This window comes from Waterburya agarophytonicola KI4 (genome assembly GCF_020640915.1).
In the GTDB taxonomy this organism is placed as follows: domain Bacteria; phylum Cyanobacteriota; class Cyanobacteriia; order Cyanobacteriales; family Xenococcaceae; genus Waterburya; species Waterburya agarophytonicola.
In genome coordinates this window covers 39,451-56,109 of record NZ_JADWDC010000010.1, presented here as the reverse complement: position 1 = coordinate 56,109, position 16,659 = coordinate 39,451, and the positions used below count along the sequence as shown (strand labels likewise).

Sequence of the window (16,659 nt, the reverse complement as noted above, 5' to 3'; positions counted from 1 at the left end):
CAGAGGAGAAAAAAGTGAATTTAGCTGAAGGAGTACAGATAGTTTCTTTTGGCATTTTAGCGGTGATGATGATTGGTACGGCTTTGGGAGTTGTCTTATTACCCAAAATTGTCCATTCCGCTTTTTTGTTAGCAGGGGTGTTTATTAGTATCTCTGGTTTGTACATTTTGCTCAATGCCGATTTTGTGGCTGCTGCTCAGATTTTAGTTTACGTTGGTGCGGTTAACGTGCTAATTCTATTTGCTATTATGCTAGTCAACAAACAGGAAGACTATGTCGAGCTTCCTGGACGCACAATTCGCAAAGTGGCAACGGGGGTAGTTTGTTTTGGTTTGTTTGCTCTTTTGGGAACAATGGTTTTAGCCACTCCTTGGTCCTTGTCTACCACTTCTCCCTCTGTAGTCGACAATACAGTAATTGCTTTAGGCGAACATTTCTTTAGCGATTATTTACTACCGTTTGAGTTGGCTTCAGTATTGCTTTTGATGGCAATGGTAGGGGCAATTATTTTGGCTCGTCGCGATCTTATTCCTGAGTCAATGGCGGATGAGAATACTGTAACTACAGGCTTAACTTTACCAGAGCGTCCCCGTGAATTAGCTAGGTTAGGTAGCGAAGAACAAGATTCATAACATCAGTAACAAAAAAGGGAGTAGTAATAAAAGTGCAATTAGAATATTTTTTGCTATTAGCAGCAGCATTATTTTGTATTGGGATTTATGGGCTGATTACTAGCCGTAACGCAGTTAGAGTATTAATGTCTATTGAATTGATGCTCAACGCAGTTAATTTGAATTTAGTCGGATTTTCTAACTACTTAGATCCAGAGAACATTAGGGGTCAAGTTTTTACAGTATTTGTAATTACCGTCGCAGCAGCAGAAGCAGCCGTCGGTTTAGCGATTGTGCTGGCTATTTATCGCAACCGCAACACCATCGACATGGAGCAATTTAACTTGCTCAAATGGTGATTCCCCTAACACAGGAATAGATATACATATATATAGAGAAAGCCGAGAATATTCTCGGCTATTTTTTTGAAACTAGCAGGTGTGAGGCTAGTCATTAAGATGATGTCATGTCTTATTTTGAATGATGACGGTAAGAATTGGATTAAGGCGAGTTTAATAATTTTAAAATATACCTAAAGAAATATTTTGTAATATTTTTCTTTTTTCCTCGGGAGACAAAGGTTTTACAAAGTATTCTCGTACAAGCTATAATAAAAAAGTTGATTAAAAGATCAATTAATTGAAATTTATGGTATATTAGTACTGATAAAACAATTAATGATTAATCAGCAACTATGAATAACTATCAAGATTTTGGCTTTAATAGCGAAGAATTTTTAGGCGAATTAACCAGCATTCCTTACTGTCAATTCCTGAACGGTAGTAATAAAAACTATGGGATTGCAATTACACCTTCTAATGCAGAATTAGCTAACTTTGAATTAATCGATAGCTGGAAACCAATAGAACACGAGTTTAGTGACGGTACAAACGAAATTTTATTAGTTACCAACAAACCAAGACTATTAATTCTAAATCGTTCATTACCGTTAATGAGTAACGAGGTGGAAACGATCGCTTATAACAAAGAAAAGTTTCAAGAGGGAGAATATAAAGCTTTTTCTTATGTTGTAGTTTGGTTTCTAAATGATCATAATAAGCCATTGTCCGAACTACCTTTTCGATTAAAATGTTCGGGCTATGCTGGCTTAACTTTTCTCAAAAACTATAGCTACTACAATAATCCTAGTTCCTTCTGTAAAAAGTTTCTTCAAGTATATAAAAGTTTGACGGGAGATCGGGCAGTAGACAAGAATGAAGTGTTCTATGCCCACGGGGTTTATCAGGTAAATTTAACCAGACAAAAAGCAACTTCTACTATTAACGGTCAATCTAGTTTTGCTGTAATGACCGATTCGTTTTTAGAGCCAACTAAGTCTAACTTTAGTTCTTTAATTATCAAAAATGGTTCGGAACTAAGTAATAAAATAAAAGGGTTTATTGAGAGTACCGAATCTTGGTTGCAAATCGAATCTATTAAACCAGAAACAAAAGATAATGTCGCAGAAATAGAAAGTTCGGCAATATTAGACACGCCAAAAGTATCAGAAGAGAATGGTATTGAAGCTGGATTAACTCCAGAACTTATACCTTTTTAAAATTATCTTGGGATTTATCCTATGTCTGCAAAACAGATAATCAAATTTTGGCGAAAAGTCGAGATACAATCAACAATCATCTCTTCCAAGATCGTTAACCTAGAAGAGACTGGGATCTCCGCCCCTAGTTAGCACCATTGCCAACAAAAGCCAAAGTTAGACTATCGTGAACTAAGAAGTGTTGGAGATGGTAAGCTCTTTCTTCAGTTTTCAACAAGATTTGTTCGTATAAATAGCGAGTAGCCCGATCGCCCAAGCTTTCTGCTTGAGATGCTTGTTGACGTAACAATTTAATGATTTCTTGTTCTGCCGCAAGATCGTGTTCTACCATTTGACGCTCGCCAAAAACACCATCAGCTTCTGGCTCGAAACAACATAATTCGGCTAGTTTGCTAAAACTAGCCGCAGGAATGCCGCCTAAACCATTTTGTCTTTCGCCAATTTCGTGAATATGTCCTTGTATTTCTTCGTAGTTGGCTGCAAAAAATTCGTGTAGGGAATAAAATTCAGAACCTTCAACTACAAAATGGTGCTTTTGATATTGCAAGTATAAGCCTTGAAAGCTAGATAATACGGCGTTAAAACCTTCGCATACTGGTTCGGTGACGCTTTTATCTAATAAAACTGGATTATCTTCAACATGACCATAAGGACGTAGTAAACCTGTGGTAGTAGACATAATTCTTACTCTTTCATTAAGTTATCTTTATTGACAAGATAAACTTAACATGAAAAGCTTATTGCGAATAAAAAAGTTGTGGAATAGCTTTTGTAAATTCAGCTTGCTTAATCTCTATAAGTCTTTTCAATCAATTATTACAAGCTTTTTTTACAACCATAGCAGGGTGATATAGGAGTTTGAAAAACATATAATAATTATCGATCGTTATCAATAAGTAAATATTGTTAACCGAAATAGAAATCAAATAAAGAGCGAGCGATCGCTCACTCTGAAATCTTATTTAACTAGTTAACGGCAAGAAGTCCCACCCAACAATTACATACCTCTAGTTTTCTGCGACCAAACTCTAGTAGGTAGACCCCAGATGTAAATAAAGCCTTCTGCTGCTTTGTGGTCAAACTCATCCTCCGCACCATAGGTAGCCAAATCGGGGGCATAAATTGAATTATCCGACTGACGACCGACAATTACTGCATTGCCTTTAAATAGCTTGATTCTGACTTCTCCTGAAACCCTTTCCTGAGTCTGTTGGATAAAGCCATCCAACGCAGCCTTGAGTGGACTATACCATAAGCCTTGATAAATTAATTCGCCATAGGATTGTTCGATACCCCGTTTGTATTGAGTCACATCTCCTGTAAGAGTCAAACTTTCTAAGTCGCGGTGGGCGTGAATTAAGACAAGTAAAGCTGGTGCTTCATAAATTTCTCGCGATTTAATCCCCACAACACGGTTTTCTAGCATATCGATGCGTCCAATACCATGTTTTCCTGCTAGGTCGTTTAATTTAGTAATTAGGGCGACGGGAGCGAGTTTTTCTCCATTAATACTCACGGGAAGACCTTTCTCAAAGCCAATGATAATATATTCAGGTTCGTCAGGAGTATCGGCGATCGCTTTAGTCATGACAAAAATCTCTTCAGGAGGCTCGACCATAGGATCTTCTAGAGGACCAGCTTCAATACTACGTCCTAGTAAATTGCGATCGATACTAAAAGGAGAAGATTTTTTAACAGGAAATTCTAAACCAAACTTTTCGCCATAGGAAATTGCTTCTTCCCGACTCATTCCCCACTCTCTAGCGGGAGCTAATACCTTTAACTTGGGATTTAATGCCATAATACCCAAATCGAAGCGTACTTGGTCGTTACCTTTTGCCGTACAGCCGTGAGCCACCGCATCTGCACCATATTTTTCCGCAGCATCTACCAGCAGTTTGGCAATCAGAGGACGCGCTAAAGCAGTAGAAAGAGGATAGCGATTTTCATATAATGTGTTGGCTTGGATAGCAGGAAAAGCATAGTCCACTACAAAGCTTTCAGTAGCATCTTCTACCAAAGACTCTACTGCACCGTACTTTAATGCCTTCTTTTGAATTGGATCTAGTTCATCACCTTGTCCCAAATCCGCAGCCAGAGTAATTACTTCCTTGACTCCCCACTCATTTTTCAGATAAGGAATACATACAGTGGTATCAACCCCACCCGAATAAGCTAAAACAACTTTGTTAGCACGTCCCATAGATATAATCTGCCTTTGCTATAAATAATTCAAGGGGTATTGTACCGAAAAGGAAACTCTTAAAGGTGTTTTTCCCGCATATTTTTTTGATTTACTAGACGATCCAATCCCGATTGCATGGTCTTCATCACGGTTTCATAACATTCATCTACATAATTGCGATCGCGCGAAGCTTCTTTGCCGTTTTTAGGAAACACAATGGGCGGTAAAATGCGAATGTGAATTTTTGCGGGTAAAGGAATATTAGGTAAGGGGCCAAAACCAATACCCCAAGGCAAACCCAAATAAATAGGAAAGACTTCTGGATCTGTATCCAACAACCAAGGCATTCCCCACTCGTGAAATTGCTGCATCAGATCGTAAATATCTCCCAAGACAAATAAAGTATCGTGTGCGCCGTGAGAAATAATCGGAATAATCGGTACTTCTTCTCGTAAAGCCAATTTAATAAAGCCTTTGCGTCCAGCCAAGTTAATTTGATTGCGTTGACTGTGGGGGCGAAAGACATCCTGCGCGCCACCAGGATAAACTAAGACACTAGCATTACTTTTTAATGCTGCGATCGCCATTTGCGGATGTGCTACCACTGCCCCTGTTTGTTCGGCAATTTTTCCTAGAGATGGATTAATCTTCCATACACTAGGATGCATTAAGCCATATACACGGCGTTGCGTTCCAAAATGACCAAACCAATCGTACATAGTCATTACCATGTCAGGAGTTGCCAGACCTCCATTGTGGGAACCTACTAGCAATGTTTTTGCTTCGGGAATATGTTCCCAACCATCACTAGTAACGCAAAAATAGTATTTATAAAACCACTCCCAAAATGGCATCAAAGATTCAATTACTTGAGGATCTCTATTTTCTAAAGACCACCCATTCGCTTTTCGATCGCTATCTACTTTATTATTTTTTTTATTGTTCATTTATCCAAGCCTAGCAAATGACTACGATCTTAAGCAGGTACGGGAATAGTTGTTAAAATTTCTTCCACCACTCCCGTTGCAGTTTGACCTGAAAAACGAGCCTGGGGTTCCATGACCAAACGATGAGCGATCGCCGATACTGCTAACTCTTGAATGTGATCGGGGGTAACAAATTCATAACCATCGAACAAAGCCAAAGCCTGAGCTACTTTCATCAGTGCTAAAGAGCCTCTAGGACTTCCTCCCAACTGTACCCCATCGGCAGAACGAGTAGCATTAACCAAGTCAACTAAATAGCGTTTCATGGTGTCGCTAATTCTAATTTGTTCTACTTGTTTTTTGAGTAAGACTACCTCTGTGAGAGAAACACAAGGTTTAATTTCCTTTAAAGAATTACTTTGAATGCGATCGCTTAAAATTTGGACTTCATCTTCAGCAGAAACATAACCCAAACTTGATTGGAGGGCAAAACGATCCATCTGGGCTTCGGGTAAAGGATATGTACCGTGAGACCCCACAGGGTTTTGGGTGGCAATGACAAAGAATAGATCGGGTAATTTTCTGACTTGACCATCTACACTGACTTGAGATTCTGCCATCGCTTCTAATAATGCCGATTGAGTACGAGGAGAAGCGCGGTTAATTTCATCGACTAAAACAATATTGGCAAAAATTGGTCCTTCATGAAAGCGGAAAGAGCGATCGCTTTGGTCGAAGATGGAAATACCAATTATATCTGAGGGTAATAGATCTGGGGTGAATTGAATGCGCTTAAACTTGGCATCAATAGAGGATGCCAATGCCTTGGCTAAAGTAGTTTTTCCCGTACCAGGATAGTCTTCTAATAATATATGACCGCCACTAGCAAAGGCAGCTAACAAATTCCTAATCGCAACAGATTGTCCTTTCATTACCTGTTGGATATTTTGATAAATCTTTTGATAAATTTCTTTTCCCGTAATATTACCAAGTACTGAATTATTGCGATCGCTCATAGCTCATTCTCTCGATTAATTAGCCTTAGTTCTGGTTCTAGATTGCCCAGAAACCATCATAAAATTAGAGTATGAATAAAAACTCTAGTGATGAATCTGACTTGTTGGCTGGTAAATCAGTACCCCTGCGTCGTCGAGTCAATCTACAAGTTAGCTATCATGCTGGCGAAACCCCAGGGCTAGTGTTTTTACACGGTGGTTTGGGTAATCGGTTTAACTGGCGATCGCAATATGAATTCTTTCTTCGTCAGGGAAGGGAAGTTTTAGCCTACGATCTAGGGGGACACGGACAGTCCAGTCCTTACCAACGCTATTCTTTGGGGAGACACCGCCGAGATTTGAGGCGGTTGTTGCGACGCTATAAAGTCAAGCATCCTATTCTTTGCTGTCATAGTTATGGCGTTCCTCTTGGTTTGGAGTGGGCAAGACGAAACGATTCCCGTGGTTTGATTCTAATTGCTGGAGGAACTCACAACCTCGATCCTTGGTGGGAAATTCCCTTAATTAAATTTCTGGCTTGGGGTGGCAGACATTTATATCGTTTCCCAGGATTACAGTTTGTTACTAATCGTTTATCTAGCAATCACCAACATCCCAAAATCGAACGATTTTTTGCCGAAAGCCCCATTCCAACTAAAACTCATCCCTATGAAGCTTTAGAAATATTTTGGGGTTATAATTTTTGGCAACGCCATCAATCTTTTAAAAAGAAGATCCCCGTATTGGTAATCTCTGGAGGAAACGATCCTAGTTTTACTCAACAAATGGGAAAAGAATTAGCCCATAGCTTCCCTTTGGGAAAACATTTACATTTACCAACAGCGGGACACTTATTGATTGCCGAGTATGATGATGAAGTTAATCGGGCGATCGCCGATTTTAGCGTTCTAGTATCAGATAGCAATCCAACAACTTAATTATCTCCCTCGCATTTTGAGCTTGTTTGAGATCTCAAGGTTTTTTCCCTTGCGCCTAACGGCGTCCTAAAGGATACCGCTTCGCATAACGCGGAGTCTCTAATTTAACTGTTATGACTGTGATATATTGATTGAGATTAGTAAAATTCAGATAAATTGTAAACATTACCCTATTTGGAAAAGATCGGAGTTGGGTTGGTTTTGCAAACAAATTTTACTTGGCATTTAAGGAAATTAAAATAATTATGAACAGTGAAGGATGTTTGAGAGTCGGGCAGGAAGCACCCGAATTTACAGCGACGGCTGTTTTCGATCAAGAATTTAAGACAGTGAAACTATCTGATTATCGCGGTCAGTATACTGTATTATTTTTCTATCCTTTGGACTTCACTTTTGTTTGTCCTACTGAAATTATCGCATTCAGCGATCGCCATGAAGAGTTTAAAGCCCTCAATACCGAACTTTTAGGGGTATCCGTAGATAGTGAATTTTCTCACCTAGCTTGGATGCAGACCGATCGCAAAGAAGGCGGTATTGGCGACATTGCTTATCCTTTGGTTTCTGATATTAAAAAAGAAATTAGCAACGCTTACAACGTTTTAGATCCTGATGCTGGAGTAGCCCTACGGGGACTATTTATTATTGATAAAGAAGGTGTGATTCAACACGCAACTATCAATAATCTTTCTTTTGGTCGCAGTGTTGACGAAACTTTGCGTACTCTAAAAGCAATTCAGCACGTACAGAATAATCCTGACGAAGTTTGTCCTGCGGGATGGCAAGAGGGAGACAAAACGATGAATCCAGATCCCGTTAAATCAAAGGTTTACTTCTCTTCTGTTGGTTAGAAAATAAACGAATATAAAATTACTAGGAGGGGAATTTTTTCCTCTCTTTTTTTCTTCTCTTTTTTATTCAGAGTGGGATGGAGTTTCTCGATCGCCAATCATCCAGTCTTCTAAAATTGTATAAATTACGGGTACAACTATCAAACTAAGTAAAGAAGAAGTAATCAAACCGCCAATAATACCTACTGCCATTGGTTGGCGTAATTCTGAACCCGCACCCCATCCCATGGCAATGGGTAGCATCCCCAAGATAGTAGAAAAGGTAGTCATCACAATAGGGCGGAGGCGCAACACTCCTGTTTGCAGAATTGCTTGGGTACGACTCATGCCCGAACTCCGTAATTGATTGGCATAATCGAGGAGTAAGATCGCATTTTTATCTAACAAACCGAGCAGGAAGATTAATCCAATTAAGGAAATCATGCCAAAATCGCTTTGAGTAATTAACAAAGCTAACATTGCCCCCACAATAGATAATGGCAGGGATAAACCGATTGTTAATGGTTCTAACCAACGTTGAAAGGGCAAATATAGCACTATTAGCATACAAATTACCGCTAGGGCGAGAGTTATGGCAAATTCTCCTAATATCTTCTTAGATCGGGCAGAATCTCCTTCTAGATCGAACCTGATACCAGGAGATAGGGTTTTATTAGCGATCGCTTTTGCCTGTTCTGTGGCATCGCCGATTCCTCTCTCTGGAGTCAAATTAGCGTTGATATAGGCTACTCGCTGGCGATCTAGATGAATTATTTTATTTAAGGGTTCGTCCACTCCATCTAGACGTACATCTTCAAATCCTCGCAGTTGTTCGATTTCTGCTTTAAAAGCGATCGCACTTTTCCTTAATTGATCGAGATCTTCTCCCTCTAGAGAAACTTTAAACGAAGGATCTTCTCCTGTTTCTACAAAAGGAATATCTTCGACGCTGATAATTACCTGAGAGATTTTAGGCAGTTTTTGGCGTATTTGGTTTTGTACCTGGGCGGTAGTTAGGGTGCGATCTCTTTTAAGTTTGATATATATTTGACCTTTATTGGGTTCGCCTCTAATTCCTGCAATAGTGTACGCCGACTCTATATCGGGATGGGTTAATAATATTTCTTCGATCTGTTGTGCTACCGCAATAGTTTTTCGGAGTAATATTTTTTCAGGCGATCGCGCGATATTCTTTAACCAGCTAAAATTAGATGGAGATTCTTTTGTTTGAGATGGCGCAGCAGAATTATTACGCTTGGCTATTTTAGGTAAGGGGGTGGTGTAGACAATTTTAAATTCTCCCCGATCTAATTGAGGGACGAAACCTTGAGGAATTAGAGGGATTAAAGCAATTCCTGCAATAAAGCTGCCTATAGAGATACCAATTACAGTTTTACGATGATTTAATGCCCACTGCAACAAATTATGATAGCTGTTACCAGCAAATCCTAGTCGCTGGTTTTCCCTTGGTTTAGCTTGTTTTACCCGCAGCCAATATACCGCCAATATAGGGGACAAAGTTCGCGCTGCTAACAAAGAAGTCAAGACAGCAGCAGAAATAGTCAAGCCAAAAGGACGAAAAAACTGCCCTAATGTACCGCCCATCAAACCAATAGGCAAAAATACCGCAACGATAGTTAAAGTGGAAATAGATGCGGTCAAACCTATTTCGCGAGTAGCCGATAAAGCAGCCTCTCGGGGGCTTTTCCCCTCTTCTAGATGGCGCATGATGTTCTCCACTTCCACAATGGCATCATCGACAATAATGCCTATAGCCAGGGCTAAAGCCAGCAGGGTAAGAGTTTCTAAGTTAAACCCTGCTGCTGCCATCACGATAAACGTACCCAACAAAGAAATAGGAATCGCGATCGCTGTAATTAAAGTTGCTTTAAAATTATTTAAAAAGGGAAATATAACTAAAATTGCTAAAGCTACCGCCCCTAATAAGGCTTCGATGGTAGCTTTGGTAGCTTCGCGAATATAACCTGCGGGAGTTTCGGCTAAAACTAATTGAATATCTGGGAAATCTTCTTTTAACTGGGCGACTTGTTGTTCTACACTCCTAACTACTTCTAAAGTATTAGCATCGCTTTGTTTGATTACCTGAAAAGCGATCGCCTTTGCCCCATTAAAATGAATCAGTGTATTACTGTTAGCAGTAGGAATATCTGAATTAATATCTTGGCGATCGTCAATACCCAAAACATCAACCCTTTGTACTCCTGGTAATCGAGCTATAGTAGGAACAATTTTATTAGTGGCAAGATTATTTAATTCTTCCAGACTATTATTATCGTCCGTAACTACATAGCTGATCGCACTAGTTTCATTTAAATTAAAAGGAATTACTTCAATTTCTGTATCGGATAAAGACAATTCTGCCAACCTAGTTTCAACTTCAGCAGTAGCATTTTTGATATCAATATTCGTATCTAGCAAAAGACTAACTACTGTTTGCCCAGAATAAGTAGCAGAAAACAACTGCGCCAAACCATCAATATCTGCTACAGAATTCTCCAAAGGTTTAGTTACCCTGGCTTCCATCTCCAAAACCGATGTAGCTTCAGCCTCGGCGCGAATTACTACCACAGGAAAATTTACCGCAGGAAAAAGAGAATACTTTAAAGAACTAAAAGCAAATATACCAGCAATTGCGATCGCCAGCCAAAAGCAGATAGTTACACTAGAATATTCAATTGCTAAACGAGAAAGGTTAAACCGCGATCTATCAAACATCAAAAATTAAACACCAAGTCTAACCGTTATTTTTGCAGAAAAAGAATGTTTTGTTCTTCTAACAACATTTGCAAGTATCCAATAATCGATTAATCCTCCTCCACATCAATCATGGCAGGATCGATTAAAGTAATATCATAAGGATCGTCTGGGGGAATAGTAGGAAACAGATCGTACTCGCGATATTCATAAATTGCTTCTACTTGAGGACCAAAAATAACTTTATCCCCTTGTTTTAAATCGTGAAATCGAACTTTCTTACCATTAATTAACAATCCATTGACACTAGTTCTACCCTCAGAATTACCGTCAATCATACGATAATAGCTGCGATCTTCTCCCTGACGTTTAATTAAAGTTGCATGATGACGAGAAACAAACTGAGATTGCAGCACAATATTACACTGCGCGCCCCTCCCCAGAGAATAGCTTTCATTTTTAAGTTGAATTTCTCGATGTCCTTTACCATCAGTAAGGATGAGAATGTGTTCTTCACGGTGTTTTACAGGTTTTACAGTCATGAGCCAAGTCTTTCGATCTAGCATTTACGATCGATCTCGCGATCTTCAATCTTCGATCGAGGATATAGAAGTAACCAGTCTATTTTAACGAGCTTACAGCTCAAAATTTTTGTTTAAATTCAATAGTAAAGAGTTTGTCACCACAATTATCGAACTAGATGCCATAGCGATCGCTGCTAAAACAGGAGATAATAATAAACCATACTGAGGTAAAAGAATCCCTGCTGCGATCGGAATAGCCAATACATTGTAAGCCAAAGCCCAGATTAGATTTTGCTTGATTTTACTTACCGTGACTTGACTGAGTTTGATTGCCCGAATAATATCTGATAGTTGATTTTGCATCAGGACAATATCCGCAGTAGCGATCGCCACATCCGTACTATCTTGGAGAGATATACCCACATCAGCTTGTGCCAAGGCTGGCGCATCATTAATACCATCTCCGATAGTGGCTACGGTACTATTTTGCTGTAGGGATTTAATAATTTCTGCTTTTTCCCCTGGTTTGACTGACCAAAAAATTTGCTCGATTTTTAATTGTTGCCCTACTGCTTGGGCTACTTCCGCGCGATCGCCTGTTAATAGGACAATATTTAGCCCCATATTTTTTAGTTGCTCGATGGTTTTACTAGCATCAGGGCGAATAGTATCTTCAATCGCAATTATTCCCTGTAAAATATCTTCTAGAGCCAGATAAACGATTGTTTTTCCCGATTGAGCTAATAATTGAGCCTCAAGTTGAAATTCATTGGCGATCTCTATCTGTTTTTCGGTTAAATATAGTTCATTACCCAACAGTACTTGTTTGCCCATCACCATTGCAGACAATCCTCTGCCGATCTCACTCTTGAAATTATTAGTTTCCCACAAAGATAAAGCTTTTTGTCGTGCTGTGCTGATAATAGCTTTCGCTAAAGGATGATTGCTGCCACTTTCTACCGATGCAGCTAACTGTAATAACTCATCGGATGTCATATCTCCCCAAGAAATACAGTCAGTAACTTGAGGCTTACCAATAGTAAGAGTACCCGTCTTATCAAAAACTAAAGTATCTAATTTCTCGACTCGTTCGAGGATATCGCCACCTTTAATCAAAATACCATTTTCCGCACCGATACTCGTACCTACCAAAATTGCCGTGGGAGTGGCTAAACCAAGGGCGCAGGGACAAGCAACTACCAGTACAGCGATCGCTAATTTTAGACTCAATAACAAAGGTGAAGTTTCCACCGTCATTTGTCCCATAGGCATCGCCATGGAATAAGACGCACTAATCAAAACAGAATCCCAAATTTTTGTTCCATAAAAATACCAAAAACCAAAAGTCAAAGTTGCGATCGCCATTACTCCATAAGCAAAGTAACCCGCAATGCTATCCGCTAGTTTTTGTACTGGTGCTTTTCGAGTTTGAGCATCTTCCACCAAATTAATAATCTTTGCCAGGGTAGTATCTTTACCAATACCCGTTACCTCGATAGTAATTACCCCTGACTGATTGATTGTTCCAGCATAGACTAAATCCGATTCTGCTTTGACTACTGCTACCGACTCCCCCGTTAACATTGACTCATCTAGGGTGGTTTCTCCCTTAACAATTGCACCATCTACGGGAATCTTTTCCCCTGGTAAGACACGCAACCATTCCCCCAATTTTACCCGATCTACAGGAATCTCAATGGTTTCTGTGTCGTCTTTCTTCCCGATCAAACGAGCAAGAGGAGGCTGTAACGAAACTAGCTTTTCCAGTGCAGCAGAAGCTCTATTGCGGGCTTTACCTTCTAAAGTACGCCCCAATAAAATAAAACCCAAAAGCATGACAGGCTCATCAAAAAAACATTCCCAACCCAACTGAGGTACAAATAAAGCCCAGCAGCTAGCCAGATAAGCACTGGTAGTACCCAAACCAACTAAAGTATTCATATTGGGCATTCCCCCCGCCAAACTACGCCAACCATCCACTAAAAGCGATCGCCCAGGAATTAATAAAGCCAAAGTTGCCAGGGCAAAATGAATCCAGATATTACTCAATACGGGAATATAAGGTAAACCTAGATGATGTAAATGACCTACACTTGAAAAAAACAAGAGGAATCCAGCGGTAACTAACTGTCGAGCTTGCTTTTGTGACTGTTGTTGTCTTTTTGCCCGATTATTGGCTGCAGCTTGATAAGTAGTGCGATCGCTTTGTCTTAATTGGGAAGGAAAACCCGTTTTAGTCAGCTTATCCGCTAAAGTTTCTGGCGCAATACTTTTTGCCTCATATTCTACCACCGCCACTTCTGTAATCAAATTAACGCAAGCAGATATAACTCCCGTGTTTTGCTCTAGTTGTCTTTCAACCGCCTTTACGCAGCCCGCACACTTCATTCCATTGACGTCGAGAACAATGGTTTCTGATTCTGGCTTAGTAGAATTGTTTATATCCTTTTTTGTAGGGGATGATGGGGACTTAATCATAAATTGATTTTGTAAAAGCTCTCTTCTGATAAGGCGATCGTATATCTAAAGATCCTAACCAAAATCAGGCAAATTATTAGTAAAAATTTTTGAAATACCTAAAAAGTGATCGATCGTCTCAAAGCCAAGTATTTGCAAATGATATTGATTAATGAGAGCCGCTATAAATACAGACACTTGTCAAAATAATAAGAAAAAGCCAAGAAGTAATCGCCAATTCAACTTTATATTTATTGAGTCAAATTGCTTTTATAATTTATGAAAACAATTTAATTTTACAGATTCACTTATTACCAGCCAGGCTAAAAATCATAAAAAAGATACCTAATCCAGCGTAAATCATTAAAGCTGATAGTGCGTTGGGAGTAATTTTGTGAGAAAAAAACAAATCTCCAGTACCTTCAACCATACCTAGTAATACCATTCCCAAGCAACCAGTAAACCTATAACTATTTAGAGGTACATTACCATTTTCATCAACGATAAATCGAAGATAACCTGTCAAAATACTGATGCAGGCAAAAATAGCTGCAATATTAACCAAAGTTCCCATTAATTTTTTAATAGATAAGGCTTCAATCAATTCTATTTACAGTATTTGTTTTTGTCTATAGCAATTTATAATAGCTGGATGTAATTATATTTGGTTTTTATTTTAATGAATACAATGACGAATAAAACAAACCAAGTTTACAGTAACTTATGGTTGGATAGTTGGCGCAAATTTAAACGCGATCGCACTGCAGTATTTGGTTTAGTATTTATTTTATTGCTTAGTTTATCAATTATTTTTTTACCTTTTATATATCAAACTTCTGTCGATAAAATAGATTTCTTGTCTGCTTCAGAGGCTCCTAGTTGGCAACATCTTTTTGGCACAAATGACCTGGGACAAGATCAATTAGCCAGAATATTACAGGGTGGTAGAGTATCTTTGAGCGTCGGTATTGCTTCAATGCTAGTGGCAATATTTCTTGGTACGCTCGTAGGAGCGATCGCAGGTTTCTATGGTGGTATAATTGATAATATTTTGATGCGAATTACCGATTTATTTTTAGCATTACCTCAATTGCCTTTGCTACTTTTAATTGTCTACTTGTTTCGCGAATCTATGAAAAAAATAGCAGGAGCAGAATTAGGAGTATTTATTTTAATTGTATTATTAATTGGCGGTTTAAATTGGATGTCTGTAGCCAGATTAGTCAGGGCTAATTTTCTTAAACTAAGAGAAATGGAATTTGTCAGCGCAGCCAGAGCGATCGGTGCTAAACCCAGCAGACTTATGTGGATTCATTTGTTTCCCAATGTTTTGAGCGTCATTATAGTAGCTGCTACTTTAGCAGTGGGTAATGCTATTATTACCGAATCTACTCTAAGTTTTTTGGGTTTAGGATTTCCTCCCGATGTACCTACCTGGGGCAGAATGTTGTTTGAAGCCAAAGATTTTTTAACCTCTGCTCCTCATATGGCAATATTTCCAGGGATAGCAATATTTTTAACGGTTTTAAGTATTAATTATATCGGCGATGGACTGCGAGATGCTCTCGATCCCAAAAGCTAGTTTTATGAAGGCTGAAAAAAATAATTGAAGCTAAAATGGCGAAATCTTAATGCTCTATTCTTTAAGTATATGAAATCGTCATTATTCACTACAATTGCACTTATTTCTACCATTACTATTGCTATCCCTACTCCGGCAGAAAGTTTAACCGATCTGACTCAACTTTTAAACACTAAAAAATGCTCTCAATGCGATCTCAGTAATTCTGGTTTAGTGCAGACAAATTTAGTCGGTGCAGATCTTTCTCAGGCAAATTTGGTGGGAGCAAATCTTTCTCAAGCAAATCTTACTGGTGCAGATCTTAGGGGGGCAAATCTTACTGGTGCATCTTTTTATGGAGCAAATTTGACGGGGGCAAATTTAGCGGGAGTAAACCTAACAAGTACGGATTTACGCAACGCTTATTTAAACAATGCAAATTTAACGGGTGCAAATTTAGATGTCGCTCGTATGGAAGGAATTAAAGGCATTGCCGAGAATGCTGCTACTGCCGAACAATTCCACCGTTGGGGAGTCAGGGAAGCCGATCTCGGTAATTATAATGCAGCAGTACAACACTATCGTAGAGCAATTAAGATCGATCCTGAATTTGCTCCTGCTTATCTTGGTTTGGGAATTATTCAATATAATTTTGACCATCGAGTAGAAGCTAAAAAGAATACCAAAATAGCAGCCAAGTTATTTAAAGAGCAACAACACGAACTAGGTTACAAGACAGCAGTCGATTTTCAGCAACAAATGGCTTTAATTCAAGAAGCTGAAGAGAATATGGCGCAACGAGAAGGGGGAATGGGTCATGTAGGTAAGTTTATGGGTAGTGTTGGTTCGTTATTATTGCAGTTATTACTTTAGTAAGCTTAATTATTTGTTACTTAAATTTTCTTAAGAACTATGTTGAATACAAGTCGAATTATAGAATAACCAGCGGTTAAAAATTTACAGACACAAAAGGATCGTCAAGATTGACGATCCTCATCTTTAAAATATTTGAAGACTTATAACCAACTAGATAATTTTAAATTTGCGCAGACCGAAGTATAGTCCTAAAGCAATCCCTGTATATAAACCCATAATTAATAAAAAAGCAATTACACCACCCATTGAGTATCTCCCTTAAAGTTTTAAAAATTTTTATGCTCATTAGACTTCTTGCATAATTCCCGATCGCTTCTAATTATTTTGACAAATGACAAAAAACTATTAACTGATACTTAGAATTACTTTTCCAAGAGGTCTATTGTATTTTACCCGATCGCGATGAAGGTAAATCAATGGTTTATAGATTCGAGGTGACTAGGATCGCAGCTTATCGGCAAAATTTCAATTATGCTCTGGCAATAA

Annotated in this window: 16 protein-coding genes; 7 read left to right on the top strand and 9 right to left on the bottom strand. The window is 38.8% G+C overall.

Annotation, left to right across the window (positions count from 1 at the left end):
• Positions 1 to 14 precede the first annotated feature (14 nt).
• The 3 genes from I4641_RS06160 to I4641_RS06150 all read left to right on the top strand — a co-directional run bounded on the left by I4641_RS06160 (position 15) and on the right by I4641_RS06150 (position 2,169).
• A complete protein-coding gene (locus I4641_RS06160) occupies positions 15 to 632 on the top strand; it encodes an NADH-quinone oxidoreductase subunit J (RefSeq protein WP_229639598.1) in 618 nt (205 codons plus the stop codon).
• 32 nt (positions 633 to 664) lie between these two features.
• Positions 665 to 970, top strand: a complete 306-nt coding sequence (gene nuoK / locus I4641_RS06155) for an NADH-quinone oxidoreductase subunit NuoK (RefSeq protein ID WP_229639597.1) — start codon at positions 665 to 667, stop codon at positions 968 to 970.
• A 335-nt stretch (positions 971 to 1,305) separates the two neighbouring features.
• Positions 1,306 to 2,169, top strand: a complete 864-nt coding sequence (locus I4641_RS06150; protein ID WP_229639596.1) for a DUF5895 domain-containing protein — start codon at positions 1,306 to 1,308, stop codon at positions 2,167 to 2,169.
• A gap of 124 nt (positions 2,170 to 2,293) precedes the next feature.
• Here the strand turns inward: I4641_RS06150 and dpsA are convergent, their stop codons facing one another.
• The 4 genes from dpsA to I4641_RS06130 all read right to left on the bottom strand — a co-directional run bounded on the left by dpsA (position 2,294) and on the right by I4641_RS06130 (position 6,296).
• Positions 2,294 to 2,848, bottom strand: coding sequence for a DNA starvation/stress protection protein DpsA (gene dpsA, locus I4641_RS06145; protein WP_229639595.1), 555 nt, complete (start codon positions 2,846 to 2,848; stop codon positions 2,294 to 2,296).
• Between the two features lie 318 nt (positions 2,849 to 3,166).
• Entirely contained in the window at positions 3,167 to 4,372 is a 1,206-nt protein-coding gene (locus I4641_RS06140) for an argininosuccinate synthase (protein WP_229639594.1), read from the bottom strand.
• A gap of 59 nt (positions 4,373 to 4,431) precedes the next feature.
• Positions 4,432 to 5,301, bottom strand: coding sequence for a lysophospholipid acyltransferase family protein (locus I4641_RS06135; RefSeq protein ID WP_229639593.1), 870 nt, complete (start codon positions 5,299 to 5,301; stop codon positions 4,432 to 4,434).
• 29 nt (positions 5,302 to 5,330) lie between these two features.
• Complete coding sequence (locus I4641_RS06130; protein ID WP_229639592.1) at positions 5,331 to 6,296, bottom strand: AAA family ATPase; 966 nt, start codon at positions 6,294 to 6,296, stop codon at positions 5,331 to 5,333.
• Positions 6,297 to 6,367: 71 nt separating this feature from the next.
• Between I4641_RS06130 and I4641_RS06125 the strand changes: the two genes are divergently transcribed.
• Both I4641_RS06125 and I4641_RS06120 read left to right on the top strand, forming a co-directional pair.
• Complete coding sequence (locus I4641_RS06125; protein WP_229639591.1) at positions 6,368 to 7,213, top strand: alpha/beta fold hydrolase; 846 nt, start codon at positions 6,368 to 6,370, stop codon at positions 7,211 to 7,213.
• A 245-nt stretch (positions 7,214 to 7,458) separates the two neighbouring features.
• The gene (locus I4641_RS06120) at positions 7,459 to 8,061 is read left to right on the top strand and encodes a peroxiredoxin (RefSeq protein WP_229639590.1); all 603 of its coding nucleotides are present in this window, start codon (positions 7,459 to 7,461) and stop codon (positions 8,059 to 8,061) included.
• 63 nt (positions 8,062 to 8,124) lie between these two features.
• Here the strand turns inward: I4641_RS06120 and I4641_RS06115 are convergent, their stop codons facing one another.
• The 4 genes from I4641_RS06115 to I4641_RS06100 all read right to left on the bottom strand — a co-directional run bounded on the left by I4641_RS06115 (position 8,125) and on the right by I4641_RS06100 (position 14,310).
• On the bottom strand, positions 8,125 to 10,776 hold the full coding sequence (locus tag I4641_RS06115; RefSeq protein WP_229639589.1) for an efflux RND transporter permease subunit: 2,652 nt from the start codon (positions 10,774 to 10,776) through the stop codon (positions 8,125 to 8,127).
• Between the two features lie 89 nt (positions 10,777 to 10,865).
• The gene (locus I4641_RS06110; protein WP_229639588.1) at positions 10,866 to 11,297 is read right to left on the bottom strand and encodes an FHA domain-containing protein; all 432 of its coding nucleotides are present in this window, start codon (positions 11,295 to 11,297) and stop codon (positions 10,866 to 10,868) included.
• 93 nt (positions 11,298 to 11,390) lie between these two features.
• A complete protein-coding gene (locus I4641_RS06105) occupies positions 11,391 to 13,757 on the bottom strand; it encodes a heavy metal translocating P-type ATPase (RefSeq protein ID WP_229639587.1) in 2,367 nt (788 codons plus the stop codon).
• Positions 13,758 to 14,040: 283 nt separating this feature from the next.
• Positions 14,041 to 14,310 carry a hypothetical protein gene (locus I4641_RS06100; RefSeq protein WP_229639586.1) on the bottom strand — a complete coding sequence of 90 codons (270 nt, stop codon included), beginning with the start codon at positions 14,308 to 14,310 and terminating at the stop codon, positions 14,041 to 14,043.
• A gap of 105 nt (positions 14,311 to 14,415) precedes the next feature.
• Between I4641_RS06100 and I4641_RS06095 the strand changes: the two genes are divergently transcribed.
• Positions 14,416 to 15,318 carry an ABC transporter permease gene (locus I4641_RS06095; RefSeq protein WP_439655327.1) on the top strand — a complete coding sequence of 301 codons (903 nt, stop codon included), beginning with the start codon at positions 14,416 to 14,418 and terminating at the stop codon, positions 15,316 to 15,318.
• Between the two features lie 69 nt (positions 15,319 to 15,387).
• Complete coding sequence (locus I4641_RS06090) at positions 15,388 to 16,170, top strand: pentapeptide repeat-containing protein (RefSeq protein ID WP_229639584.1); 783 nt, start codon at positions 15,388 to 15,390, stop codon at positions 16,168 to 16,170.
• Positions 16,171 to 16,323: 153 nt separating this feature from the next.
• Here the strand turns inward: I4641_RS06090 and petL are convergent, their stop codons facing one another.
• Positions 16,324 to 16,419: a cytochrome b6-f complex subunit PetL gene (petL, locus tag I4641_RS06085; RefSeq protein ID WP_263858155.1), complete on the bottom strand. Its 96-nt coding sequence runs from the start codon at positions 16,417 to 16,419 to the stop codon at positions 16,324 to 16,326.
• Positions 16,420 to 16,659 lie beyond the last annotated feature (240 nt).